Origin of the sequence: Pseudomonas cedrina subsp. cedrina (assembly GCF_001983175.1) — a bacterium.
GTDB lineage: Bacteria > Pseudomonadota > Gammaproteobacteria > Pseudomonadales > Pseudomonadaceae > Aquipseudomonas > Aquipseudomonas cedrina.
The window spans coordinates 154,112-178,984 of sequence record NZ_MNPW01000010.1 but is presented as its reverse complement, the minus strand read 5'-3'; the positions used below and the strand labels follow the sequence as shown (position 1 = coordinate 178,984).

The following is a 24,873-nucleotide window of genomic DNA, read 5'->3' as shown; positions in this document are numbered from 1 at the left end:
AATTTTCACAACCGCAAGTCATGATGTAGTATGCCAAACCGTGCACTACATAATGAAAATCCGAAACAGCGCATAAGCTCCGCAGAGTGAGGCAAGAGATGACTGAACACGTTCAAGTCGGTGGCCTGCAGGTCGCCAAAGTCCTGTTCGACTTCGTGAACAACGAAGCCATTCCCGGCACCGGCATCACCGCCGAGCAGTTCTGGGCCGGTGCCGACAAGGTCATCCACGACCTGGCCCCGAAGAACAAAGCCCTGCTCGCCAAACGCGACGACTTCCAAGCGCGGATCGACACCTGGCACCAGACTCACGCAGGCAAGGCTCACGACCCGGTGGCCTACAAGGCCTTCCTGCAAGACATCGGCTACCTGCTGCCGCAAGCCCCGGACTTTGAGGCCACGACCCAAAACGTCGACGACGAAATCGCGCGCATGGCCGGCCCCCAGTTGGTGGTACCGGTCATGAACGCCCGTTTCGCCCTCAACGCCTCGAATGCGCGCTGGGGTTCGCTGTATGACGCGCTGTACGGTACCGACGCCATCAGTGAAGTCGACGGCGCCCAGAAGGGCCAGGGCTATAACAAGGTACGCGGCGACAAGGTCATCGCCTTCGCCCGTGCATTTCTTGACGAAGCCGCGCCGCTCAGCGCCGGCAGCCATGTCGAGTCGACCGGCTACAAGGTCGTCGATGGCAAGCTGATCGTCAGCCTCAAGGGCGGCAGCAACAGCGGCCTGCGCGACGACGCCCAGTTCATCGGCTTCCAGGGCCCCGCGGCCGAGCCGATTGCGATCCTGCTCAAACACAACGGCTTGCACTTCGAAATCCAGATCGACGCCAGCACCCCGGTCGGCCAGACCGACGCCGCCGGCATCAAGGATGTGCTGATGGAAGCCGCGCTGACCACCATCATGGACTGCGAAGACTCCGTCGCCGCCGTCGATGCCGACGACAAAGTGGTGATCTACCGCAACTGGCTCGGCCTGATGAAGGGCGACCTGGCTGAAGAAGTGGCCAAGGGCGGCAAGACCTTCACCCGCACCATGAACGCCGACCGCGTTTACACCGGCGTGGACGGCAACGACGTGACGCTGCACGGCCGTTCGCTGCTGTTCGTGCGTAACGTGGGTCACCTGATGACCATCGACGCGATCCTCGACAAAGACGGCAACGAAGTACCGGAAGGCATCCTCGACGGCCTGCTCACCAGCCTGGCGGCGATCCACAGCCTCAACGGCAACAACACGCGCAAGAACAGCCGCACCGGTTCCGTGTACATCGTGAAACCGAAGATGCACGGCCCGGAAGAAGTGGCGTTCACCAACGAGCTGTTCGGCCGCATCGAAGACGTGCTGAACCTGCCGCGCAACACGCTGAAAGTCGGGATCATGGACGAGGAGCGCCGCACCACGGTCAACCTCAAGGCGTGCATCAAGGCCGCCAGCGAGCGCGTGGTGTTTATCAACACCGGCTTCCTCGACCGTACCGGCGACGAGATCCATACCTCCATGGAAGCCGGCGCGATGGTGCGCAAGGCGGCGATGAAATCGGAGAAGTGGATTGGCGCCTACGAAAACTGGAACGTCGATATCGGCCTGAGCACCGGCCTGCAAGGCCGCGCGCAGATCGGTAAAGGCATGTGGGCCATGCCCGACCTGATGGCGTTGATGCTCGAGCAAAAAATCGCCCACCCCTTGGCCGGCGCCAACACCGCCTGGGTACCCTCGCCAACGGCAGCGGCCCTACACGCCTTGCACTATCACAAGGTCGATGTCTTCGCCCGCCAGGCCGAACTGGCCAAGCGCGAACGCGCCTCGGTGGACGACATCCTGACGATCCCCCTGGCCAGCAACACCGCTTGGTCCGACGAAGAAATCCGCAACGAGTTGGACAACAATGCCCAGGGCATCCTGGGTTATGTGGTGCGCTGGATCGACCAGGGCGTCGGCTGTTCGAAAGTGCCGGACATCAACGATGTGGGCCTGATGGAAGACCGCGCCACCCTGCGCATCTCCAGCCAGCACATTGCCAACTGGCTGCGTCACGGTGTCGTCACTCAAGCCCAGGTGATGGAAAGCCTCAAGCGCATGGCGCCGGTGGTGGACCGTCAGAATGCCGGTGATGCGTTGTATCGCCCGCTGGCGCCGGATTTCGACAGCAATATCGCATTCCAGGCGGCGGTAGAGTTGGTGATTGAAGGGACTAAACAGCCCAATGGGTATACCGAGCCGGTGTTGCACCGCAGGCGGCGGGAGTTCAAGGCTAAGAACGGCCTGTAAATGAAAAAGCCCTGATCGCAAGATCGGGGCTTTTTTCATCTGGGAAGATTCAGGTATGCCCTGATGGCCTCATCGCAGGCAAGCCAGCTCCCACAGTTTGATGTGTGAATACATTCATATGTGGGAGCTGGCTTGCCTGCGATGACGTCAGTTCAGTCACCCCAAAATTCAGGAATCCATCCCCAACTCCCGCTTCACCAACTTCGCCAACTTCACGCTATCAATGGGCTTGAGCAAAAAATCCACCACGCTCAAATGCATCGCATCGATCACATCCGGCGCTTCCGCGTCCCCGGACATGATGATGATCGGCAGCGCTGCGCGGGTGGACTCACGCACCTGGCGGATCAGCTCCAGGCCATTGCTGGGGGCCATGCGCAGGTCAGTGATCAGCAAACCGATGGAGCTGCTGGATTTCAACAAATTCCACGCCGCCTCGCCACTGTCGGCGGTCATGCAGCGAATACCGTCCAGCCCCAGGATCTCCGCCAGCAGTTCACGCGCATCCTTGTCGTCGTCAACAATCAACACGCGTTGTGGCGGTAGATCTGGCTCCAGCATCACGGCGCTCAGCGCCTCGCGCTCGGCATCGCTCAAAATATCGTGGTCGGACATACGCTTCTCAACAGTTCTATTCACTCTTCCAGCACACTCGTCAGACATCTGCGCAAGGGCGATCAATGTGCACTTCGTCGGAAAGTTTGCCTAGTGGGCGTTATACGGGGTTCGGACGATAGTCGTGTAAGGTTTTTCCTTAGGTGCGTGCCTTTTGTATCGACCTAGACTTACGTCCAATGGGCACCCGCCGCGCGGGGGCCGACCATGAGGGACGATAACGACAAAAAAATGCGGCCACTGTTATGAGTAAAGCTGATGCCTTCGCCCAGGCGGGGAAAACTGCTGTGTTGCAGAACATCCACGGCACCCTGCAGTTCCTGCAGCGCTTCCCGCCCTTCAACCAGATGGAAAACGCCCACCTGGCGTTTCTGGTGGAACAGTGCCAGTTGCGCTTCTATGGTCCCGGTGACAGCATCCTCAAGCCGTCGGGCGGGCCGGTTGAACACTTTTATATCGTCAAGCAAGGCCGGGTCGTCGGTGAGCGGCCCGGGTTGCACCAGGAAGCAGCCGAAACCACCTTTGAAATCACCACCGGCGAATGCTTTCCCCTCGCGGCCTTGCTGGGTGAACGGGCGACGCGCACCGAGCACAAGGCCGCCGAAGACACCTTCTGCCTGCAACTGAACAAACCGGCCTTTATCAAGCTGTTCGCGCTTTCCAGCCCGTTCCGCGACTTCGCCCTGCGTGGTGTCAGCAGCTTGCTGGACCAGGTCAATCAGCAAGTTCAGCAAAAAGCCGTGGAAACCCTCGGTACCCAGTATTCCCTGAACACACGTCTGGGCGAATTGGCCATGCGCCACCCGGTGACGTGCAGCCCGGCCACGCCGCTGCGCGAAGCGGTGACGCTGATGCATGAACAGCAGGTCGGCAGCATTGTGATTGTCGATGAGCACAAGGCGCCGCTGGGGATTTTCACCCTGCGCGACTTACGGCAAGTGGTGGCCGATGGCACCGACGACTTCAGCCAAGGCATTGAAGGTCATATGACCCAGGCTCCGTTCTTCCTGACACCGGACCACAGCGCCTTCGACGCCGCCATCGCCATGACCGAACGGCATATCGCCCATGTGTGCCTGGTCAAGGACCAGCGCCTGTGTGGCGTGGTGTCTGAGCGCGACCTGTTTTCCCTGCAGCGTGTCGACCTGGTGCACCTGGCGCGTACCATCCGTAACGCGCCGCGGGTGGACAACCTGGTGGCGATACGCGGCGAGATCGGCCAACTGGTGGAGCGCATGCTGGCCCACGGTGCGTCCTCCACCCAGATCACCCACATCATTACCCTGCTCAACGATCACACCGTGTGCCGGGTGATCGAATTGACCCTCGCCGAAAAAGGCGACCCCGGCGTGCCGTTCAGTTGGCTGTGCTTTGGCAGCGAAGGCCGCCGCGAGCAGACGCTGTACACCGACCAGGACAACGGCATCCTGTTTGACGCCAAGGACGCGGGCGAAGCAGAGGCCATGCGTGGCCTGCTGTTGCCGCTGGCGCAGCAGATCAACCAGAGCCTGGCGCTGTGCGGTTTCAGCCTGTGCAAGGGCGATATCATGGCCGGCAACCCGCAATTGTGTTTGTCGCGGGCCGAATGGGCGCGGCGGTTTGCGGCATTCATTCGTGAGGCGACGCCGGAGAATCTGCTGGGCTCCAGCATTTATTTCGACTTGCGCGTGGTGTGGGGCGATGAACGTGGCTGCGAACAACTGCGCCAGGGCATCCTTGATCAAGTGGCGGATAACCGGCTGTTCCAGCGCATGCTGGCGCAAAACGCGCTGCGCCAGCGCCCGCCCGTGGGGCGTTTCCGCGAGTTTGTGCTGACACGCAAGGGCGGCGAAAAGGCCACCCTCGACCTCAAGGTCCAAGGCCTTACGCCGTTTGTCGACGGCGCACGCCTGTTGGCCCTGGCCAATGGCATCCACGCCAACAACACCCTGGAGCGCCTGCGCCAACTGGTGGTCAAGGAAGTCATCGAACCGTTGGACGGCGCCGCGTATGAAGAGGCGTACCACTTTATCCAGCAAACCCGCATGCAACAGCACCAACGGCAAACCCGCGAGAACCAGCCGTATTCCAACCGCGTCGACCCCGACAGCCTCAACCATTTGGACCGGCGCATCCTGCGTGAATCCCTGCGTCAGGCTCAACGCCTGCAAAGCAGCCTGACATTACGGTATCAGCTGTGAGCCTGTTCAGTTGGCTGCGTACGAAAAAGCCTGGGCTCGACAGCGCACAACTCAAGCGCATGGAGCAACTGCGCAAGCCCATCACCCTGGGTGACGGCTGCTTGCGCGACCAGCGTTGGGTCGTGCTGGACCTGGAAACCAGCGGGCTGAACCTCAACCGTGACCAAGTGCTGTCCATTGGCGCGGTGGTGATCGAAGACGGCGCGGTGGATTTCTCCCAACTCTTCGAGCGCACCCTGCAACGCGCCGAAACCAAACTCAGCCCCAGCGTATTGATCCACGGCCTCGGCCCCAGTGCGATTGCGGCCGGCAGCGACCCGGTGGAGGCGCTGCTGGACTTCATGGAGTTCGTCGGCGACAGCCCGTTGCTCGCGTTTCACGCGCCGTTCGATCAACACATGTTGTGCCGGGCGCTCAAGGACAGCCTGGGTTACCGCCTGACGCATACGTTTCTCGATGTTGCCGAGATCGCCCCGCTGCTGTGTCCCGATGTGCCTTTGCGCGAGGCTGGGCTGGACGATTGGGTCAACCACTTCAACCTGCACGTGGGCGAGCGCCATCACGCCAGCGCCGATGCCCTGGCCACGGCGGAACTGATGCTGATCCTGTTGAGCCGCGCGCGCCAGCAGCACATCGACTCGCCACAGGCGCTGCAAGAGCGTTTGAGCCAATGGAAACGGCGCAGACAGGCGCCCTCTCTCTAGCCGACGCAGAGCGTCACGGGATGCATTCCCACGCAGAGCGTGGGAACGATCTCCCGACAGACGCCAATTGCGCCCACTGCACGCCTCTGACACAATCGCGAATAATTCTCGTTAGTTTAAACCTCTTGTTTATTCGGTGATGCCTTGTCGTCGGTCCAGAACCCACACAGTGAGCTCGTTGGCGCGTTGTATCGCGATCATCGTGGCTGGCTATTGGCCTGGCTTCGGCGAAACGTAGCCTGCCCGAGTCGCGCCGAAGACTTGAGCCAGGACACCTTCATGCGCCTGCTGGGCCGTGACGAGCTACGCGAACCCCGCGAACCCCGGGCGTTTCTGGTGGCCATCGCCAAGGGCCTGTTGTTCGACTATTTCCGTCGCGCCGCCCTGGAACAGGCCTACCTCACCGAACTGATGCTGATCCCGGAAAGTGAACACCCTTCTCCTGAACAGCAACAGCTGATCCTCGAAGACCTCAAGGCCATCGACCGCCTGCTCGGCAAGTTGTCGAGTAAGGCCCGCGCCGCCTTCCTCTACAACCGCCTCGATGGCATGGGCCATGCGCAGATCGCCCAGCATCTGGGCGTGTCCGTGCCGCGCGTGCGTCAATACCTGGCCCAGGGCATTCGCCAGTGCTACATCGCCCTGTATGGCGAGCCGCAGTGACGATGATCAGTTCCAAGCCGGTCTCGGCCCGCGTACTGGATGCCGCGATTGCCTGGCAACTGTCCCTTGATTCGGGCGACGGCAGCCTGGTTGAGCGCGAAGAATTCGCCAAATGGCTCGCCAGCCATGAGGAGCATGCGCGCGCCTGGCGCCAACTGGGCATGCTCGACCAGCGTTTCAGCGCCGCTTCAGGCCCGGCGCGGGCGGCGCTGCTGCAGTCGCGCCAGGGTATTCGCCAGCGGGTGCGCAAGCTGGGCAGCGGCCTGGCGAGCATCGCACTGGTCATTGGCCTGGCGTTGTTTGCCGGCGAGCGCTATGTGCCGATCCATTACTGGCTGGCCGACCAGCGCACCGCCACCGGCGAGCAGCGCACGCTGAAACTGGCGGACGGTACCCTGGTCAACCTCAACACCCACAGTGCAATCGATGTGCGCTTTGATGAAAAACGTCGACTGATCGTGTTGCAGGAAGGCGAAATCCTGGTCGAAACCGGCCACAACGATACGCGCCCGTTCTATGTGCAGACCCGCGACGGCAGCCTGCGCGCGCTAGGCACGCGGTTTATCGTCAAGCGCGAAGACGACGCCACGCGCTTGAGCGTGCTGCAATCGGCCGTCGCCGCCCAGCCCGAGGCGCTGCACCAGGAACAGATCTTCAAGGCCGGCCAGCAAGTGCTGATGCGCAGCGACGGCCTCGGCCCTGCGCTTGCCGTCACCCCCGCCACCGACGCCTGGACCCGCGGCATGCTGGTGGTGGACAACGCCCGCCTGGGCGATGTGGTCGCGGAGCTCAGCCGCTACCGCAGCGGTTACCTGGGTGTGGACAAGGCCGTAGCAGACCTGCGCATCACCGGCAGCTTCCCGCTGCACGACACCACCCTGGCGTTGAATGCGCTGCTGCCTACGTTGGCGGTGCAGATTGAGCAGCGCACGCCGTGGTGGGTGACGGTGAAGGGTAAGCCTTAGATTTGGCGGTGCCTGGGCGATTGCTATCGCAGGCAAGCCAGCTCCCACATTTGACTGGGTTCACAAATCGTAATGTGGGAGCTGGCTTGCCTGCGATGGCGCCCTGAAGACCACCTCAGAAAAAATATTTTCACCCAGCCCTATCACTTTTCGATTCTCGTTCGGCACCTAGGCAATTGAGAAATATTTCCATTCAGGAGCCGCCCTATGTCCCGCACGCTAGACACCTTGTTGCGCCCCAGCCTGTTAGCCGTGGCCATTGCCCTCAGCGCACCGCTCGCCAGCCCATTGCTGATCGCCGCCGAGCAGGCCTCCAGCGTGCGTGCGTACAACCTGCCGGCAGCGCCCCTGGCCACCACCCTGAACCAGATCGCCAGCCAGGGCGGCCTCGCGCTGACCCTCAGCCCGGCGCTTGCCGCAGGCAAGACCTCGGCGCCGGTCCAGGGCCAGTTCGACGCGCCGGGTGCACTGCGTGAAGCGCTGCGTGGGACGGGGTTGCAGTTGGAGCAGAGCAGTGCGGGGACCTATACGTTGGTGGCGGTCCCGGAGGGCGTGATGGCGCTGCCGGTGACCAACATCACCGGCCAGGACGGCAGCCAGGAAACCGCCTGGGGCCCGGTGCAAGGCTACCTGGCCACGCGCACCGCCGCCGGCACCAAGACCGACACCGCCCTGGTCGAAGCGCCGCGTTCGATCTCTGTCGCCACCCGCGCGCAGATGCAGGACCGCAACGTGCAGAACCTGGATGACGCGGTTAAATACATGCCCGGCATCGTATCCGCGAGCTATGGCAGCGACACCCGCTACGACTGGATGCGCGTGCGCGGCTTCGAACCGACCCAGTTCCTCGATGGCCTGCCATTGCCACGCGGCGTGTACGCCAACCCGAAAGCCGAAACCTGGAACCTTGACCGCCTCGCCCTGCTGCGTGGCCCGGCTTCGTCGGTGTATGGCCAGACCCCGCCCGGCGGTCTGCTGGACATGGTCAGCCGCCGTCCCAGCGAAGAGTCCAGCCATGCCATCCAGGTGCAATACGGCAGCGACAACTACCGCCAGATCAACTTCGCCAGCACCGGCAAGATCGATGATGAAGGCCAGTTCCTATATGGCCTCAGCGGTGTGGTGCGCGATGCCGGCACCCAGGTCGATCACATTGACAACAAGCGCTACAACATTGCGCCGAGCCTGACTTGGAATATTGACCCGGATACCAAGCTGACCGTCCTCTCGCAGTTCACGCGTGATGATACGGGGGCTACCAGTCAGTTCTTGCCGATTGTGGGCACCAAGATCAAATCACCGCTGGGTGACGTCTCACATCATAAAAACCTGGGCGACCCGGACTACGAGTTCTACGATCGCACTTACTATGCGTTGGGCTATGCCTTCGAGCACCGCTTCAACGATACCTGGCAGTTCAAACAGAACCTGCGTTATACCAAGTCGGAGTTGTCGTTCCAGCAACTGACCGTGGGCTCCTATGCCTTCGCTCCCGTGGATGCCGCGGGCAACATGGACCGCCTCTCGACCAATGTTGACGAGGATATCGGACAGTTCGCGGTGGATAACAATTTCCAGGCTGACTTTGCCACTGGCGACGTTACCCACACGCTGTTGCTGGGCCTGGACCACCAGCGGACAGACACCTCGTACCTGTCAATATTCGGCGGTGCCGGACGCGTCAACATTTTCAATCCGGTCAATACCACGCCGGTGGTGCGCCCAGCGCGCTCCGCTGCGTTCTATGACTACAACCAGAAAACCGTGCAGACCGGGCTCTATGCACAAGACCAGATGGCCCTCGATAACTGGCGCCTGACCTTGGGTGGCCGTGAAGACTGGGTGCATCAGGGCACCACGTACTTCAACAAACAGGATGCCACCAACACCGACCGCAACAAGAACTTCAGCGGCAACGCGGCAATCAGCTATGTATTCGACTCGGGCTTCGTGCCATACCTGTCCTACGCCGAATCCTTCCAGCCGGCGAGCAACGCCAGTGCCGACCCGGTGAAGTCATACAAACCCACCGAAGGCAAACAATGGGAACTGGGGATCAAGTATCAACCACCCGGTTCCAATACCTTGCTGAGTGCGGCGGTCTATAGCCTGACCCAGAAAAACGTACTGGTCACCAGCACCGGAACGAGCGGCACGCCGGTCACCGATCAGACCGGAGAAGTAAAAGTCAAAGGTCTGGAGCTGGAAGCCGTGTCTGATGTGACCGAAAACCTCAAGGTCATTGCGGCGTACACCCTTGCGAAGTCCGAAGTGCAGAAAGGCGACTTTAAAGGCAACCGCCTGCAACTGATGCCCAACCAGCAAGCATCGTTGTGGACGGACTACACCTGGCATACTGGCCCGCTGGACGGCTTCGGCATCGGCTTCGGCGCCCGCTACACCGGTAACACTTACGGCGACCAAGGCAACACTTGGTTGGGTAAAGCCAACGCCTACACCGTATTCGACGGGGCGGTGCATTACGACCTCGGGCGCATCGACAATAGCCTCAAAGGCGCATCGGTAAAACTCAACGCCACCAACCTGTTCAACAAGGATTACATTTCCACCTGTGACGGCTCCTACTGCTACTTCGGCGACCAACGCAGCGTAGTCGCCAGCGCCACCTACCAGTGGTAAGCGCTGGAAAATGAAAAGCAAAACCATCCGCCGCTGGTCCTTTATCCACACCTGGACCAGCCTGATCTGTACGGTGTTCCTGCTGCTGCTCGCCCTCACCGGCCTGCCGCTGGTGTTTCACCACGAGATCGATCACCTGCTGGGCAATGAGCCTGAGCTGGCGCAAATGCCCGCCGATACGCCGCGGCTCAACCTGGAGCAACTGGTGGCCAAGGCCCAGGCCCATCGCCCCGGCGAAGCCATGCAGTACCTGGCCTGGGACGAAGACGATGCGAACGGTGTGACCGCCATCATGGCCGCCACCGCCGGCACCGAACCCAATTTGTCGCACACCTTCATGCTCGACGCGCGCACAGGTGATGCCGTGGAAACCCCGGCGGCCAACGGTGGGTTCACCTTGTTCCTGCTGCGCTTGCATGTGGACATGTTCGCCGGCCTGCCGGGCAAATGGCTGCTGGCATTCATGGGGGTTCTGTTTGTAGTGGCGATCATCTCGGGCACGGTGCTGTACCTGCCGTTCATGCGCCGCTTGACGTTCGCCACCGTACGCCACGACAAATCCACCCGCCTGCGCTGGCTCGACCTGCATAACCTGATCGGCGTGGTCACGCTGACCTGGGCGCTGGTGGTCGGCGTCACCGGCGTGATCAGTGCGTGCGCCGACCTGATCATCGACGCCTGGCGCCAGGACAGCCTCAGCGCCATGATCGAACCCTACAAAAACGCGCCGCCACTGACCCAACGGGCGCCGGCCAGCGATTTGCTGACGATTGCCGCCAAGGCCGCGCCCGGCATGCAAGCGGACTTCATCGCCTTCCCCGGCACGCGCTTTTCCAGTGAGCACCATTACGCCGTATTCATGAAGGGCAGCACCCAACTTACCTCGCACTTGCTCACGCCGGTGCTGATCGACGCCAGCACCCTGGCGGTCACCGCCATCGGCGAACGGCCGTGGTACATGGACGCCATGGGCATGTCCCAGCCGCTGCATTTTGGCGACTACGGCGGCATGCCGATGAAAATCCTCTGGGCAGTGCTGGATGTGCTGACGATCATCGTGCTGGTGAGCGGGATTTATTTGTGGATCGTGCGGCGCAAGGCGGGCAAGGCATGAAGCCGCGCCAGTCGAGTTTCTGGAAGGTATTCGGCGTGCCGCTGGGCATTGGCCTGCTCAGCGCTGCGGGGTTGTTTGCGGCGCTGCTCGGGGATGGGGTGTGGGATTCGCTCAGTTGGGTGGGGTTGGGTATTCCCGCTGCCATTGGTACTTGGGCGTTGTTCAAGCGGCGCGGCTGAAGGCCTCATCGCAGGCAAGCCAGCTCCCACAGGGTGATGTGAACACCGTCAAATGTGGGAGCTGGCTTGCCTGCGATAGCGTCCTCAAAAACAACAAAAATGCCCCTCGCCAGCCCCCCTGCAACCCTCTAGGCTAGCCACTGCCCATCTTGAGGAATGCCCATGTCCGCGCCCAGCATGACCCTGTTCCACAACCCCGCTTCCCCCTTCGTTCGCAAGGTTCGCGTGCTGCTGGCTGAAACCGGCCAGCAGGACCGCGTGACGCTGCACGGCTGCATGCCGACCCCGGTCAACCCGGATGCGCAACTGGTACAAGGCAATCCCGTGGGCAAGATCCCGGCCCTGCGCCTGGCCGACGGCACTGTGCTGCATGATAGCCGCGTAATCCTCGACTACTTCGACCACCAGCACGTCGGCAACCCGCTGATCCCCCGTGACGGCTCGGCCCGCTGGCGCCGCCTGACCCTGGCCTCGATGGCCGACGGCATCATGGACGCCGCCGTGCTGGTGCGCTACGAGACCGCCCTGCGTCCGCTGGAAAAGCACTGGGACCAATGGCTCGATGAGCAACGAAACAAAATCCGCCGCACCCTCGCGGAACTGGAAGCGCACGCCATCGCCGAATTGGCCAGCCACTTCGACATCGCCGCCATCAGCGTGGCGTGTGCCCTGGGTTATCTGGATTTCCGCCATCCGGACATGCACTGGCGGTCGGAAAATCCCAAGCTTGCCCAGTGGTACGCCGAGGTCAGCCAACGGCCTTCGATGCAGCAGACGCAGCCGCCGGTCTAACCTCCACCACGGTCCAGTGTGGGAGCTGGCTTGCCTGCGATAGCGGTGGGTCAGAAAAAGATGTGCTGGATGACACGCCGCCATCGCAGGCAAGCCAGCTCCCACAGTGTTCGGCGGCGTGGTTGAGGAAGTCGATCATCCTCGCCTTCATCTGCTGATCCTCGCGCAACCCGATCATTGCACCGCCTCCAGGTCAAACTGCAGCGGCTCGGCCGTCTTGCCCTTGCCCACGCCGTACCAGTCCAGTTTGCGCGTCAGTACCATCACCGTGCCCAACAGGCCGAACAGCAACAACGAGCCCATCAGCAGCGCGTAGTCTTCGGCACTCAACAGGCCGTACAACAAGCCATACAGCGCCGCCAACCCCGCCGAAAAGCCCAGGCCGTGGGCAACGCTACGCAGCACATGGCACACGTAGAAACCAATCAACATCACGCAGGCACTGGCAGAGATGAGGTAGGCCATGGCGAAGCCAATGTGCTCGGACAACGACAACAACAGCAGGTAGAAGAACGCCAGCGCAAAACCCACCAAAGCGTATTGGATCGGGTGCACCGCCAGGCTCTTGAGCACTTCGAAAAGGAAGAAGCCAGCAAAGGTCAGGGCGATGAACAGCAGCGCGTATTTGATCGCACGCTCGCTCTTGAGGTACTGGTCCACCGGGTCGATGAAGTTCACGCCGAAGCTGCGGTTGTTGAAGTCGTCACAGCCCTGGCCGTCCAGGCAGGTTTGCAGGGCTTGCTCCAGGTTGGTGGAAAAGAATGAGGTCTGCCAGTTGGCGCTAAAGCCTTTGTCGGTAACCTCGCGTTGTGCCGGCAGGAAGTTGCCGATGAAGCTGGGGTGCGGCCAGTTGGAGGCGAGCGACACCTGGCTGGTCTTGCCCACCGGCACCACTTGCAGTTGCTCGGTGCCTTGCAGGCGCAGGTCAAAGGCAAACGCCACGGCGTTGGGTTTTTTACTGTCCTGTTCCGGCAGCATCACATGCACGCCCTCACCCAGCCAGTCCACCTGGGAGCCCGGTTCGAATTCCAATTGCTGGCCGCCGAACTCAAGCTTCAATGCGTTTTCGATGCCACGGATATCGCTGATGCCCACCGCCAGGAACGCCGGTTCGAAGCGGTAATCGGCAAAGTTCTCGGTAATGCCCAACTGCGCAGGCAGTTCGAAACGCCCGCTGATGCGGTTGTCGGCATGGAATAGCCGCGCCTGGTAGATGCCCCGCGCACGCAGCTCCGTTTGCACCTTGCCGTCGAGCTCGAAACGGTCCGGCAGGAAATACAGACGACCCCGCTCCTCACGGGTGACTTCGTAGCGCTTGTTGAGTTTTTCGTTGAGCTTCCACTCGCGCACGGTCTTGCGAAACGGCACCACCATCACCGGGCCGGTGAGGCGCTGGCTGTGACTGGAACTGCGGGCGATGTCTTCCAGCACGTTGTCGCGCGTGAACTGACGGTCGGCGATGATGCCGTTGATCATCAGCAACGGAATCAGCAACAGCAGAATCAGCAGCGCAATCGCGCCAAGTTTAAAAAGCAGGCTGCGGTTCATGGGTCTCTCCCTGTTTTGATGGGGAGAGTCTGGGCAGCCCGTGTGGGAGATTTATGTGGGCAATGTGGAGACTGTGTGGAGATGCAGCACCGCTTGCACGCCACCGGGCACGTTGCCGATCTGCAACGCGCCGCCGTGCAGTTTCATCACTTCCTCGACAAAGTTGAGGCCCAGCCCGGTACTTTTGCGCCCGCTGGCCGGGCGCGGCAGCGAATAGAAACGTTCGCTCAGGCGCGGCAACGCGTAGTCGGGAATCGGTGCGGCCTGGTTGAACAGGCTCACCTGCACATCGTTGTGGCGCACCTGCGCGCTGAACTTCAACAGGCCGCCGGGTGGGGTGAAGTCCAGGGCATTGTCCAGCAGGTTGCCCAGGGCCTGACGCAGCAGGAAGGGTTCGCCATACACCTTCACACCCGCCGCAATCGTCTGCTCGACCTGCAAGCCGGCGCCCTCGATGCGTGCGCATTGGGCCTTGAGCACTTCGTCGACCATGGCCGCCAACGGGATACTGGCCTGCTGCTCCAGCCCCTGGCGTTGCTCGACCTGCGCCAGGTTCAGCAGGCGTTCGATCAACTGCTGCAGGCGCGCGCTCTCGCTGTCGATGTTGCCGACAAAGCGCTGCTGTTGTTCGCGGCTCATGTCGCCCTGCAACAGCTCCGCCGCGCCGCGTATCGCGGCCAACGGGCTTTTCAGTTCGTGGGTCAGGGTATGCACGTAATGCTCGACGTAGGCTTTGCCTTCCAACTGCGTGCGCATGTGTTCCACGGCGGTGGACAACTGCTTGAGCTCGCCGCCCCGGTAATACGGCAGCTCGGCGCGCCGACCTTCGCTGACCGCCTCGGCGTACGCCGTCAACCGGCGTAGCGCAACGCTCAGCCACCAGGACAGCAGCGCGCCGAGCAACAGGCCGAGAATCACCAGGCCGGCGCCGTACCACAGCAGGCGGCGCTCGGTGCGGTCGACATAGGGTTGCAATGAGCTGTTCGGCTTGGCCACGGTGACCACGCCGATGATCTGCCCGTTGTCGCGGATCGGCGCGCCGACGTGCATCACCGACGAGGTGGGATCATCCAGTTCGTTGCGCGAAGAACGCGCGCCGTACTCACCGCGCAGGGTCAGGTACACGTCGTTCCACTTGGAATAATCCTGCCCCACCGCCGTGCCCGTGGAGTCGAGCAATACGGTGCCCTTGGCGTCGGTGACATAGATACGGTGGTTGACCTGGTTCTTCGGCAGCCCCCAGATAGTCGCCCCCGGCTGACGATTGCCGTAAGCCTTGAGCACCTCCGGCCAGTGGCTCTGGCCGAGCGTGCCGTTTTTGACATCGTCGCGCAGGATCTCGGCCAGCAGGTTGGCGGTGTCCACCAGGGTTTCTTCGGTGGACTGGCGCACGCCGGGGCGGATTTCCTTCATCACGGTGCTGAGCACAAAGTAGCCGGTGAGGCCGATAAACAGCGCATACACCAGGAAAATCCGCAGCCCCAGGCGCATCAGCCGTGGCTCGGGCTGTAGCTGTAGCCGAGGCCGCGATGGGTCTGGATCGGCTCGGCGTCGGCGGCCACGTTGCGCAATTTGCCGCGCAGGCTTTTGATATGGCTGTCGATATTGCGCTCATAGCCGGCATCGGCCGGCACACCGACCGCGTCCAGCAGTTGCTCGCGGCTGAACACGCGCTCGGGTTGCTCCAGCAGGCTTTGCAGCAGGCGGAACTCATGACGCGTGAGGCTCAACGGCTGGCCGCGATAAGTAATCTGCATGCGTTCCAGGTCGACCTGGAACACGATGGGCGCAGCACTTGGGCCAATTCGTTTGAGGATCGCCCTGACCCGCGCGGTGACTTCCCGGGGGCTGAAGGGCTTGACCACGTAATCGTCGGCGCCGATCTCCAGCCCCACCACGCGGTCGATCTCGCCATCGCGCGCGCTGAGGAACATCACCGGCACTTCGCTGAACCGGCGCAGTTGCTTGCAGGTTTCAAAGCCCGTGATGTCCGGCAAGCCGATGTCGAGGATGATCAGGTCGGCCGGGGTCTGGCGCTGATGCTCCAGCGCCGCCTGGCCGAGTGTCAGCCAGGTGGTGGTAAAGCCCTCGCCTTGCAGGGCGAATATCAGCGTGTCGGCTATCGCCGCTTCGTCTTCGACAATCAGGATATGCGGCATGTGGGTCCGTCAGCAGTCCGGTTTGTCGGCAGTGTAGCGACGGGCCGGGTTTACCGCAGCGTCGAATTCACGCAGGGCCTTGGCGCCGATCAGCAACGGGTAGTTGAAGCTGCTGCGGTCGGTGAGGTTGACCTCGACGGTGCGCTTGACCTTGCCCAGGCACATTTCCAGGTCGATGACCGGGCGCTTGGCCACGCTGGCTTCGTCCTTGTCGTCGTCCTCGTCGGAGCGACTCTTGATCTTGCTGATACGCGAAACCTTGTGTTCGTAGACTTTGTCGGTAGCGCCCTTGCCGCCGAGGCGGAAACGCACCCAGTCGTCGCCGTCACGGGTGAAGGTTTCGATGTCGCGGGCCGACAGCGAAGCCGTCAACGCGCCGGTGTCCATCTTGGCCTTGAAGGTTTCGCCGATCTCCGGCAACTGGATGTATTCGTAGCGACCGTAAAGGGTCGGTTCGGCGGCCATGACGGGCAAGGCAACCAGGGCGAGCGAGGCAAATAGCAGTTTCACGACGTGATTTCCTCGAAAAGAAGTAGGCGGATTCTAGACCGCAAACACAGCGCTTAGTTAGCTCACACCAGCATTGATCGTGCCCACGCTCTGCGTCACGACTTTAACAGCAGACGCAGAGCGTCCGGGGCTGCATTTCCACGCAGAGCGTGGGAACGATCACATTCGTCCGGCGAATCGGGATTTGGCCTCTGGACTCAAGCTGCTTATCATGACCCGCCCACAGAATTCCAAGAGTTACTTATGCGCCGCCTGCTCACCGGCTGTTTTGTCTCATTGCTGCTCTTGCTCAACACCCTGGTCCTCATCGGCCCGTTGACGGTGTTCGCCCTGCTCAAGCTGGTGGCTCCCGGGCGCTACCGCGACTACATGTCATGGGCGGTGATGTGGATCGCCGAAACCTGGGCCGAGATCGACAAGCTGATTTTTGCGCTGTGCATCCCCACCCAATGGGACATTCGCGGCGGTGACGATTTACGCAGTGACACCAGCTACCTGGTGATCAGTAACCATCAGTCCTGGATGGATATCCCGGCGCTGATCCAGGCGTTCAACCGACGCACGCCGTTCTTCAAATTCTTCCTGAAAAAAGAGCTGATCTGGGTGCCGTTCCTGGGCCTGGCCTGGTGGGCGCTGGACTATCCGTTCATGAAGCGCTACACCAAGGCCTTCCTGGCCAAGCACCCGGAACTGGCCGGGCAGGATTTGAAGATCACCCGGCAAGCCTGCGAGCTGTTCAAGCGCCAACCGGTGACGGTGGTCAACTACCTGGAAGGTACGCGGTTCAGCGAAGCCAAGCGGGCCCAGCAGGGTTCACCGTTCAGCCGCTTGCTCAAGCCCAAGGCGGGCGGCGTGGCGTTTGTGCTGGCGGCGCTGGGCGAGCAACTGGACGCGGTGCTTGACGTGACCGTGGTCTATCCGCAGCAAAAAATTCCGGGGTTCTGGGATTTGATCTGCGGGTCGGTGCCCAACGTCATCATTGATATCCGCACCCGCGAGCTGGATCCGGCGCTGTGGCAAGGGGATTACGAGAACGATCCGGTATTTCGCCAAACAGTCCAGAACTGGGTGAACCAGCTCTGGATGGAGAAGAACGCGCGCATCGAGCAATTGCGCGCCGAGTCTCTTTAGCTGCCGGTGCCCCAGGCCTGGGCCAGCTTGCCCAGTAACGAACTGTTGGCGCCCTGGCCGCCCAGGTATTGCAGGATCACCGGGGCAAACTGGCCGACCATGCCACTGTCCATGCCCAGTGCGCTGAACGCGGTATTCAGGTCGTTGGTGTTCTTGACGTTACCCAGCAGGCCGTCCAGGCCGCTGGTCTTGCTGCCGCCGGTCTGGCCGAGCAAACCACTCAAGGCCCCGAGGCTGCCCAAGGCGTTATTGCCCGACAACTGGTCAAGGCCCGGCACGCTGTTGCCCAGTTGCGAATAATCGTTACCGCTCAGTTTGTTCTTGGCCAGGCCCAGCATGGCGCCCGTGCCGCCAACGGCTTGTTCGGGGGTGATATTGAGTTGGGAAGTCAGTGCGCTGAGCAAGCCGGCCGTCTCGGACGACGGCGCGGCGGCGGCCGCCTTGTTGTTACCCCCTTGCATGCCGGAAATGGCATTGGCCGCGTCGCCAAGGCTGAACCCTGCGGCGAACACTGGGCCGGCGGCCAGGGTCATCAGGCAGGAAAGGGCGAAACCGCGTGAAATCTTCATTGGAACAACCTCTGGACGTAGGGGTGAAAGCAGGCGTTTGACTGGGCATCCGGCGCATTGTTCCGGGCTGCCCGAGGAAGGCCCAACCGTCTGCCAAGGCGCGTTGGCTACCTGCTAACCCGCAAACGGCAAAGATCCCTGTGGGAGCGGGCTTGCTCGCGAAAGCGGTGAGTGAGCTATGGATCTGTTGTCTGACACACCGCCTTCGCGAGCAAGCCCGCTCCCACAGTTGATGTTCGTTGGCTGAGAGACTTGCCATTGCCGGAGGATGGCGCTGCGTGACGGTTGCGATTTGCTGGAACGTGATCAGCCGGCGGTTGCAGGCTTAAACGGCAGATGCAAAAAGGGCGACCCGAGGGTCGCCCTTTTTTACGCTGCGCCTTACGCCGCGCTGAACAGCTTATGCGGATCAATCACAAACTTCTTCGGCACACCCGCATCGAACTCGCCGTAGCCACGTGGTGCGTCATCCAGGCTGATCACCTGCACGCCGACGATCTCAGCGATGTTGATGCGGTCCCACATGATTGCCTGCATTAGTTGGCGGTTGTACTTCATCACAGGCGTCTGGCCAGTGTGGAAGCTGTGGGATTTGGCCCAGCCCAGACCAAAGCGGATGCTCAGGCTACCCATTTTCGCGGCGGCGTCGACGGCACCTGGATCTTCGGTGACGTAGAGGCCAGGAATACCGATCTTGCCTGCGACGCGCACCACGCCCATCAGCGAGTTGAGCACGGTGGCCGGGGCTTCGGCCTTGACGCCGTCGTGGCCGTGGCCGCGCGCTTCAAAGCCGACGGCATCGACGGCGCAGTCCACTTCCGGCTCGCCGAGCAGCGCGGCGATCTGTTCGTGCAATGGCGTGTCGGTGGACAGGTCGGCGATTTCAAAACCCTGGGCCTTGGCGTGGGCCAGGCGGATCGGGTTGACGTCACCGATGATCACCACTGCCGCGCCCAACAGGCGTGCGGAAGCGGCAGCGGCCAGGCCGACCGGGCCGGCACCTGCGATATAGACGGTGCTGCCTGGGCCAACGCCAGCGGTGACGGCGCCGTGGTAGCCGGTGGGCAGGATATCGGACAGGCAGGTCAGGTCACGGATTTTCTCCATGGCCTTATCGCGGTCCGGCAGTTTGAGCAGGTTGAAGTCGGCGTAAGGCACCAACACATATTCGGCCTGGCCGCCGGTCCAATCGCCCATGTCGACGTAGCCGTAAGCACCGCCCGGACGGGCCGGGTTGACGCTCAGGCACACACCGGTGTGTTGTTCCTTGCAGGAGCGGCAGAGTCCGCAGGCGACGTTGAACGGTACCGAGACCAGATCGCCGATTTTCAGGTTTTCGACGCCGCTGCCCATTTCGATCACTTCACCGGTGATTTCGTGACCGAGCACCAGGCCGGTCTGGGCGGTGGTACGGCCGCGCACCATGTGTTGGTCGGAGCCGCAGATATTGGTGGAGACCACGCGCAGGATGACGCCATGCTCGATCTTCCTGCCACGGGGGTCCTGCATTTTGGGATAGTCGATTTTCTGTACTTCGACCTTGCCGTTGCCGAGATACACGACACCACGATTACCAGACATGCTTTCACCTCGCTGTTGTTTTTATGGAACTGCGTTGCCCGTTTGGGTGGGCAGCGCGTTAAGTGCTCGGGTACAGATGCTGTTTCTTGTGTTGTTTGCAGGGGCCTCATCGCGGGCAAGCCCGGCTCCCACATTTTGGATGTGTGAACACATTCAAAATGTGGGAGCTGGCTTGCCTGCGATGGCGTCCGTCAGAGCACCACCGTTCTATTGGCATTCAAGAACACCCGCCGCTCAATGTGATACCCCACCGCACGGGCCAGAGTCAGCCCTTCAATATCTCGCCCCTTGGCAATCAAATCCTCGGGATAGTGACTGTGATCCACCACCTCCACGCCCTGGGCGATGATCGGCCCTTCATCCAGGTCGTTATTGATGTAATGCGCCGTGGCACCAACCAGTTTCACACCCTTGTTGTAGGCCTGGTGATACGGCTTGGCGCCCTTGAATCCCGGCAGCAACGAGTGGTGGATGTTGATGGCCTTGCCGTCCAGCTTGCGGCACAGCTCCGGCGACAGCACTTGCATGTAGCGCGCAAGGATCACCAGTTCCGCGCCGGTGTCCTCCACCACTTGCCACACTTGACGCTCCTGGGACGGCTTGTCGTTAGGGTCCAATGGAAAATGATAGTAGGGAATCTGGTGCCAGTCGGCCAGCGGCTGCAAATCAGGGTGATTGGACACCACCGCAACCACGTCCATCGACAGTTGCCCGATGCGCTGGCGGTACAGCAGGTCGTTGAGGCAGTGATCGGCCTTGGAGACCATGATCACCACTTTTGGCCGGTAGTTCGGCGCCGTCAGCTCGAAGATCATGCCGAAGGCTTCGCCGCGCGTGGCCAGGCCATCGCGGAAAGCCTGCTCGTCGAAACCGTCGGGCTGGCGGAACTCCACGCGGATGAAAAACCGGCCCGAAAGGCGATCATCGAACGAGTGGTGCTCGGTAACGTAGCAACCCTGCTCGAACAGGTAGCGGGTAACCGCGTCCACCGTGCCGAGCACGCTGGGGCAGTCGGCGGTCAAAATCCATGTATCAGGGGCGCGGCTCATGGGTCACTCCTCAGGCTGATCGTTCCCACGCTCTGCGTGGGCATGCCGCCATGGACGCTCTGCGTCCGCTGTTGGGACGCGGAGCGTCCCGGGATGCATTCCCACGCGGAGCGTGGGAACGATCATTGTGCGACGACGCTCAGGCCAAACTCGGCCGAGGCATCCTGCAGCCACAACCACCAGTAATCCGAGAAACTGCGACGAATCAGCAGTTCCCAGGTGTCCTCGGCGGTATGGCGGATCACCAGTTGCGACTTGGCGAACACCGTGCCCACCGCCTTGCCCACCGGGAAGTTGTTGGGGTGCACGTCGTAGCTGGTGGATTTCATCAGCACATCGCGCACGTTCGGGCCGCTCAGTTCAAGGATCTGCTGGCCGCCGCTGACGTTGACGATCTGGATATGCAAATCACCCAGGGCTGCGCGCAGGTTTTGCTCGGCGGCGAATTCTTCGCCGCTCGGCACGATCAACAACCACTCGTCCGGACCGAGCCATTGCAGGCTGGTGTCGCCGTTGACGATAACCGTCAGGGCGCCGGGAAGCTCGATACCCAGGGCCTTGTGCACGCCGGCGGCGAAGGCCGCGTCATGGCCGTTTCCACGAATGGTCAGGTGACCCAGGAGTTTCTTTTCGCGCACGGTCACGCCGGCGTTTTTGCGGCCCTTGCCGACCAGGCTGGCGAGGTCGGCATGGTGCAGCGACGACTCGGCCTTGGCACCGGTGGTGGGGCGTTGTTGGTAAACATTGGCTGCTGTCATAAAGCACCTGTCTGAATTCTGTGGTGACTGTTCTGGCCTCATCGCGGGCAAGCCCGGCTCCCACATGTTTTGTGGGAGCTGGCTTGCCTGCGATGCAGGCGCCTCGGTCTGTCAGATGTTCTGCCGCTCACCTTTCGGGTCAAAGAACACTGAAGACACAATCTCAGCCTCGATCACGCTGCCATCGGCCTGCGGTGAAAACACCCGCTCACCGATGCGCTTCAAGCCGCCCTTCACCACACCCATGGCAAACGAATAACCCAGGGAGTTGTGCGCATAGCTGGAGGTGACATGGCCGACCATCTTCATCGGAATCGTCTGCTTCGGATCGAACACCAACTGCGCGCCTTCCGGCAGCCACACGTTCGGATCAATCGGTTTGAGCCCCACCAGTTGCTTGCGCTCTTCACGCACGCAGTCTTCACGGTTCATCCCGCGCCAGCCGATCCACGAGAACGGTTTGGTACGGCCCACGCACCAGCCCATGTTCAAGTCGTCCGGGGTCATCGAGCCGTCGGTGTCCTGGCCGACGATGATGAAGCCCTTCTCGGCCCGCAATACGTGCATGGTTTCGGTGCCGTACGGGGTCAGGTTGTACTTTTTGCCGGCCTCGACGATCTGTTCCAGCACGCCCATGGCGTAATCGGCCTGCACGTTGACTTCGTACGACAGCTCACCGGTGAACGAAATACGGAACACCCGCGCCGGCACGCCGCCGACCAGGCCTTCCTTCCAGGTCATGAACGGGAAGCCGTCCTTGTCCAGGTCGATGTCGGTGACTTCCGCCAGCAGCTTGCGGCTGTTGGGGCCGGACAGGGTCATGGTCGCCCAGTGGTCGGTAACCGAGGTGAAATACACCTTGAGGTCCGGCCATTCGGTCTGCTGGTAGATTTCCAGCCACTGCAGCACGCGAGCGGCGCCGCCGGTGGTGGTGGTCATCAGGAAGTGGTTGTCGGCCAGGCACGCGGTCACGCCATCGTCGAAGACCATGCCGTCTTCCTTGCACATCAGGCCGTAGCGCGCCTTGCCCACGTCGAGCTTGGTCCAGGCGTTGGTGTAGATGCGGTTGAGGAACTCACGCGCGTCCGGGCCCTGGATGTCGATCTTGCCGAGTGTGGACGCATCCAGCAGGCCGACGCTGTCGCGCACGGCCAGGCATTCGCGTTTTACCGCAGCGTGCAGGTCTTCACCGTTGCGTGGGAAATACCAAGGGCGTTTCCACTGGCCGACGTCTTCGAACTCGGCACCGTTCTTTACGTGCCAGGCTTGCAATGCGGTGTAGCGCACCGGCTCGAAGATGTGCCCGCAGTGACGCCCGGCAATCGCACCGAAGGTGACCGGCGTGTAGTTCGGGCGGAACATGGTGGTGCCCATCTGCGGGATGGTCACGTTCAGCGAACGGGCCGCAATGGCCAGGCCGTTGACGTTGCCCAGCTTGCCCTGGTCGGTGCCGAAGCCCAGTGCGGTGTAGCGTTTGACGTGCTCGACCGACTCGAAACCTTCGCGGGTGGCGAGTTCGATGGCGGCGGCGGTCACATCGTTTTGCAGGTCGACGAATTGCTTCGGCGCCCGAGCGGTGGGTTTGTCGTGCGGCACCTGGTAAATGCCCAGGGTCGGTTCTTCCAGACGGCTGAGTGCTTTTGGCAGAGTGCCTTCGACCGGCGCAAAACCGGCTTCGCTGGCCGCGCGCACGCCGCCTTCAAAACCATCGGCCAGGGAATCACCAAGGCCGTAGACGCCGTTGATGCCACCGACGCACACGCGTTTCTGCGGCGCTTCGCCCGGCACAAAACCGAGGATGTCTTCACGCCAGGTCGGCTTGCCGCCCAGGTGCGAAGCCAGGTGGACCACCGGGCTGTAGCCGCCGGAGCTGGCCACCAGGTCGCAGTCCAGCCACTCGCCGGGGCTGGTGACTTTATGCGCCTTGACGTCAATCGCGGCGATACGCGCAGCGGTCACGCGCTTGGTGCCACGGGCTTCGATCACGGCGCTGCCGGTAAGGATACGAATGCCTTTGGCGCGGGCTTCTTCAACCAGGGCGCCGCGTGGGTTGTGGCGCACATCGGCCACCGCGACCACTTGCAGACCCGCATCGAGCCAGTCCAGCGCAACGCGATAGGCGTGGTCGTTGTTGGTCGACAGCACCAGTTTCTTACCCGGTGCCACACCGTAGCGGCGCACGTAGGTGGAGACTGCACCGGCGAGCATGTTGCCCGGCACATCGTTGTTGCCGTACACCAGCGGGCGCTCGCACGCACCGGTCGCCAGCACCACACGCTTGGCGCGCACACGGTGGATACGCTGACGCACCACGCCGATGGGCGCACGGTCACCGAGGTGATCGGTGAGGCGTTCGTGAATGGTCAGGAAGTTATGGTCGTGGTAACCGTTGACGGTGGCGCGGGGCAGCAGTACCACGTCCGGCAGGGCTTTCAATTCTGCAATGACGCTGGCGACCCATTCTGCGGCCGGTTTGCCGTCGAGGCTTTCACGCGAATCGAGCAGCGAACCACCAAACTCTTCCTGCTCATCAGCGATGATCACGCGCGCACCGCTGCGCGCGGCAGCCAGTGCAGCCGCCAGGCCGGCTGGGCCTGCGCCGACCACCAGCACGTCGCAGTGACGGTTGAAGTTGTCGTAGGTGTCCGGGTCGTTCTCGGTCGGCGAGCGGCCCAAACCAGCAGCCTTGCGGATGTACTTCTCGTACGTCATCCAGAACGATTGCGGGTACATGAAGGTTTTGTAGTAGAAGCCCGGCGGCATCAGCTTGCCGCCGACCTTGCCGAGAATGCCCATCATGTCGTTGTTCACGCTCGGCCAGCCGTTGGTGCTGGTGGCGACCAAACCCTGGTACAGCGCTTGTTGCGTGGCGCGCACGTTAGGGATTTGCGTCGCTTCGGTGGCGCCGATCTGCAGCACTGCGTTCGGTTCTTCGGCACCGGCGGCAAAGATGCCGCGCGGGCGCGAGTACTTGAAGCTGCGGCCGATGATATCGACGCCGTTGGCCAGCAGGGCTGCGGCCAGGGTGTCACCCTCAAAGCCTTTGTAGCTCTGGCCGTTGAAGGTAAACGTCAGGACTTTATTGCGGTCGATGCGGCCACCATTGGACAGGCGATTGGTCTGGCTCATACCTTCTCTCCAGAAGCCTTGGCGGTGAATTGCGGCTTCTCGCCGATCTTGTAGGTTTCAAGAATTTCGTAGGTCAGGGTGTCGCGGGTGGCGTTGAAGTACTGGCGGCAACCGGCGGCGTGAATCCACAGTTCATGATGCAGGCCACGGGGGTTGTCGCGAAAGAACATGTAGTCGCCCCACTGCGCATCGGTGCAAGCATTCGGGTCCAGCGGGCGCGGGATGTGCGCTTGGCCGGACGCGTGGAATTCCTCTTCGGAGCGCAGCTCAAAGCAGTGAGGACAGAAGATATGCAACATAGGAAATTTCTC

The 24,873-nt window shown here is 61.8% G+C and carries 21 protein-coding genes; 10 read left to right on the top strand and 11 right to left on the bottom strand.

Going from position 1 to position 24,873, the window contains the following annotated elements; genetic code table 11:
* Positions 1-98 precede the first annotated feature (98 nt).
* Positions 99-2,276, top strand: coding sequence for a malate synthase G (locus tag BLL36_RS21190; protein ID WP_076953264.1), 2,178 nt, complete (start codon positions 99-101; stop codon positions 2,274-2,276).
* 168 nt (positions 2,277-2,444) lie between these two features.
* On the opposite strand, the gene BLL36_RS21185 is transcribed toward BLL36_RS21190, so the two are convergent.
* Positions 2,445-2,891 (bottom strand): response regulator, encoded by a 447-nt coding sequence (locus BLL36_RS21185; protein ID WP_076953263.1) that lies wholly within the window; start codon positions 2,889-2,891, stop codon positions 2,445-2,447.
* 245 nt (positions 2,892-3,136) lie between these two features.
* Between BLL36_RS21185 and BLL36_RS21180 the strand changes: the two genes are divergently transcribed.
* The 8 genes from BLL36_RS21180 to BLL36_RS21145 all read left to right on the top strand — a co-directional run bounded on the left by BLL36_RS21180 (position 3,137) and on the right by BLL36_RS21145 (position 12,128).
* A complete protein-coding gene (locus tag BLL36_RS21180; protein WP_076953262.1) occupies positions 3,137-5,071 on the top strand; it encodes a putative nucleotidyltransferase substrate binding domain-containing protein in 1,935 nt (644 codons plus the stop codon).
* Positions 5,068-5,775, top strand: coding sequence for a 3'-5' exonuclease (locus BLL36_RS21175; RefSeq protein ID WP_076953261.1), 708 nt, complete (start codon positions 5,068-5,070; stop codon positions 5,773-5,775). Before BLL36_RS21180 ends, BLL36_RS21175 begins: the two co-directional genes overlap by 4 nt.
* Positions 5,776-5,919: 144 nt before the next feature.
* Entirely contained in the window at positions 5,920-6,438 is a 519-nt protein-coding gene (locus BLL36_RS21170) for an RNA polymerase sigma factor (protein ID WP_076953260.1), read from the top strand.
* The gene (locus BLL36_RS21165) at positions 6,435-7,403 is read left to right on the top strand and encodes a FecR domain-containing protein (protein WP_076953259.1); all 969 of its coding nucleotides are present in this window, start codon (positions 6,435-6,437) and stop codon (positions 7,401-7,403) included. The genes BLL36_RS21170 and BLL36_RS21165 overlap by 4 nt, the downstream gene beginning before the upstream one ends.
* A 207-nt stretch (positions 7,404-7,610) precedes the next feature.
* Positions 7,611-10,043 (top strand): TonB-dependent siderophore receptor, encoded by a 2,433-nt coding sequence (locus BLL36_RS21160; RefSeq protein WP_076953258.1) that lies wholly within the window; start codon positions 7,611-7,613, stop codon positions 10,041-10,043.
* A gap of 10 nt (positions 10,044-10,053) precedes the next feature.
* Complete coding sequence (locus BLL36_RS21155; RefSeq protein ID WP_076953257.1) at positions 10,054-11,157, top strand: PepSY-associated TM helix domain-containing protein; 1,104 nt, start codon at positions 10,054-10,056, stop codon at positions 11,155-11,157.
* A complete protein-coding gene (locus BLL36_RS21150) occupies positions 11,154-11,336 on the top strand; it encodes a hypothetical protein (RefSeq protein WP_076953256.1) in 183 nt (60 codons plus the stop codon). The genes BLL36_RS21155 and BLL36_RS21150 overlap by 4 nt, the downstream gene beginning before the upstream one ends.
* Positions 11,337-11,498: 162 nt before the next feature.
* The gene (locus BLL36_RS21145) at positions 11,499-12,128 is read left to right on the top strand and encodes a glutathione S-transferase (RefSeq protein ID WP_076953255.1); all 630 of its coding nucleotides are present in this window, start codon (positions 11,499-11,501) and stop codon (positions 12,126-12,128) included.
* Positions 12,129-12,302: 174 nt separating this feature from the next.
* Here BLL36_RS21145 and creD read toward each other — a convergent pair whose 3' ends face one another.
* Genes creD through rloA2 form a run of 4 tightly spaced genes read right to left on the bottom strand, consistent with a single transcriptional unit; the run spans position 12,303 to position 16,345 of the window.
* Complete coding sequence (gene creD, locus BLL36_RS21140; RefSeq protein WP_076953254.1) at positions 12,303-13,676, bottom strand: cell envelope integrity protein CreD; 1,374 nt, start codon at positions 13,674-13,676, stop codon at positions 12,303-12,305.
* A 51-nt stretch (positions 13,677-13,727) separates the two neighbouring features.
* Positions 13,728-15,167, bottom strand: coding sequence for a two-component system sensor histidine kinase CreC (gene creC / locus BLL36_RS21135; RefSeq protein WP_076953253.1), 1,440 nt, complete (start codon positions 15,165-15,167; stop codon positions 13,728-13,730).
* Positions 15,167-15,835, bottom strand: a complete 669-nt coding sequence (creB, locus tag BLL36_RS21130) for a two-component system response regulator CreB (protein WP_076953252.1) — start codon at positions 15,833-15,835, stop codon at positions 15,167-15,169. The genes creC and creB overlap by 1 nt, the downstream gene beginning before the upstream one ends.
* A gap of 9 nt (positions 15,836-15,844) precedes the next feature.
* Positions 15,845-16,345 carry a retropepsin-like aspartic peptidase RloA2 gene (rloA2, locus tag BLL36_RS21125; protein ID WP_076953251.1) on the bottom strand — a complete coding sequence of 167 codons (501 nt, stop codon included), beginning with the start codon at positions 16,343-16,345 and terminating at the stop codon, positions 15,845-15,847.
* Between the two features lie 243 nt (positions 16,346-16,588).
* Here rloA2 and BLL36_RS21120 point away from each other — a divergent pair, with 243 nt between their 5' ends.
* A complete protein-coding gene (locus BLL36_RS21120; protein ID WP_076953250.1) occupies positions 16,589-17,476 on the top strand; it encodes an acyltransferase in 888 nt (295 codons plus the stop codon).
* On the opposite strand, the gene BLL36_RS21115 is transcribed toward BLL36_RS21120, so the two are convergent.
* The 6 genes from BLL36_RS21115 to BLL36_RS21090 form a co-directional block, all read right to left on the bottom strand.
* Positions 17,473-18,045, bottom strand: coding sequence for a DUF2780 domain-containing protein (locus BLL36_RS21115; RefSeq protein WP_076953249.1), 573 nt, complete (start codon positions 18,043-18,045; stop codon positions 17,473-17,475). The genes BLL36_RS21120 and BLL36_RS21115 overlap by 4 nt on opposite strands.
* Before the next feature lie 381 nt (positions 18,046-18,426).
* Positions 18,427-19,626, bottom strand: coding sequence for a formaldehyde dehydrogenase, glutathione-independent (fdhA, locus tag BLL36_RS21110; protein ID WP_076953248.1), 1,200 nt, complete (start codon positions 19,624-19,626; stop codon positions 18,427-18,429).
* Between the two features lie 191 nt (positions 19,627-19,817).
* Positions 19,818-20,675 carry a formyltetrahydrofolate deformylase gene (purU, locus tag BLL36_RS21105; protein ID WP_076953247.1) on the bottom strand — a complete coding sequence of 286 codons (858 nt, stop codon included), beginning with the start codon at positions 20,673-20,675 and terminating at the stop codon, positions 19,818-19,820.
* A gap of 122 nt (positions 20,676-20,797) precedes the next feature.
* Complete coding sequence (locus BLL36_RS21100) at positions 20,798-21,433, bottom strand: sarcosine oxidase subunit gamma (protein WP_076953246.1); 636 nt, start codon at positions 21,431-21,433, stop codon at positions 20,798-20,800.
* 111 nt (positions 21,434-21,544) lie between these two features.
* Positions 21,545-24,562 (bottom strand): sarcosine oxidase subunit alpha, encoded by a 3,018-nt coding sequence (locus BLL36_RS21095; protein ID WP_076953245.1) that lies wholly within the window; start codon positions 24,560-24,562, stop codon positions 21,545-21,547.
* Positions 24,559-24,861 carry a sarcosine oxidase subunit delta gene (locus BLL36_RS21090; protein WP_076953244.1) on the bottom strand — a complete coding sequence of 101 codons (303 nt, stop codon included), beginning with the start codon at positions 24,859-24,861 and terminating at the stop codon, positions 24,559-24,561. Before BLL36_RS21090 ends, BLL36_RS21095 begins: the two co-directional genes overlap by 4 nt.
* Between the last annotated feature and the right edge of the window lie 12 nt (positions 24,862-24,873).

What these genes read in the sequence shown, in the direction of transcription:
- BLL36_RS21190 (WP_076953264.1), top strand. Translation starts at nt 99, where the DNA reads ATGACTGAACACGTTCAAGTCGGTGGCCTGCAGGTCGCCAAAGTCCTG.
- BLL36_RS21185 (WP_076953263.1), bottom strand. Translation starts at nt 2,891, where the DNA reads ATGTCCGACCACGATATTTTGAGCGATGCCGAGCGCGAGGCGCTGAGC.
- BLL36_RS21180 (WP_076953262.1), top strand. Translation starts at nt 3,137, where the DNA reads ATGAGTAAAGCTGATGCCTTCGCCCAGGCGGGGAAAACTGCTGTGTTG.
- BLL36_RS21160 (WP_076953258.1), top strand. Translation starts at nt 7,611, where the DNA reads ATGTCCCGCACGCTAGACACCTTGTTGCGCCCCAGCCTGTTAGCCGTG.
- BLL36_RS21155 (WP_076953257.1), top strand. Translation starts at nt 10,054, where the DNA reads ATGAAAAGCAAAACCATCCGCCGCTGGTCCTTTATCCACACCTGGACC.
- BLL36_RS21150 (WP_076953256.1), top strand. Translation starts at nt 11,154, where the DNA reads ATGAAGCCGCGCCAGTCGAGTTTCTGGAAGGTATTCGGCGTGCCGCTG.
- BLL36_RS21145 (WP_076953255.1), top strand. Translation starts at nt 11,499, where the DNA reads ATGTCCGCGCCCAGCATGACCCTGTTCCACAACCCCGCTTCCCCCTTC.
- creD (WP_076953254.1), bottom strand. Translation starts at nt 13,676, where the DNA reads ATGAACCGCAGCCTGCTTTTTAAACTTGGCGCGATTGCGCTGCTGATT.
- creC (WP_076953253.1), bottom strand. Translation starts at nt 15,167, where the DNA reads ATGCGCCTGGGGCTGCGGATTTTCCTGGTGTATGCGCTGTTTATCGGC.
- creB (WP_076953252.1), bottom strand. Translation starts at nt 15,835, where the DNA reads ATGCCGCATATCCTGATTGTCGAAGACGAAGCGGCGATAGCCGACACG.
- BLL36_RS21120 (WP_076953250.1), top strand. Translation starts at nt 16,589, where the DNA reads ATGCGCCGCCTGCTCACCGGCTGTTTTGTCTCATTGCTGCTCTTGCTC.
- BLL36_RS21115 (WP_076953249.1), bottom strand. Translation starts at nt 18,045, where the DNA reads ATGAAGATTTCACGCGGTTTCGCCCTTTCCTGCCTGATGACCCTGGCC.
- fdhA (WP_076953248.1), bottom strand. Translation starts at nt 19,626, where the DNA reads ATGTCTGGTAATCGTGGTGTCGTGTATCTCGGCAACGGCAAGGTCGAA.
- purU (WP_076953247.1), bottom strand. Translation starts at nt 20,675, where the DNA reads ATGAGCCGCGCCCCTGATACATGGATTTTGACCGCCGACTGCCCCAGC.
- BLL36_RS21100 (WP_076953246.1), bottom strand. Translation starts at nt 21,433, where the DNA reads ATGACAGCAGCCAATGTTTACCAACAACGCCCCACCACCGGTGCCAAG.
- BLL36_RS21095 (WP_076953245.1), bottom strand. Translation starts at nt 24,562, where the DNA reads ATGAGCCAGACCAATCGCCTGTCCAATGGTGGCCGCATCGACCGCAAT.
- BLL36_RS21090 (WP_076953244.1), bottom strand. Translation starts at nt 24,861, where the DNA reads ATGTTGCATATCTTCTGTCCTCACTGCTTTGAGCTGCGCTCCGAAGAG.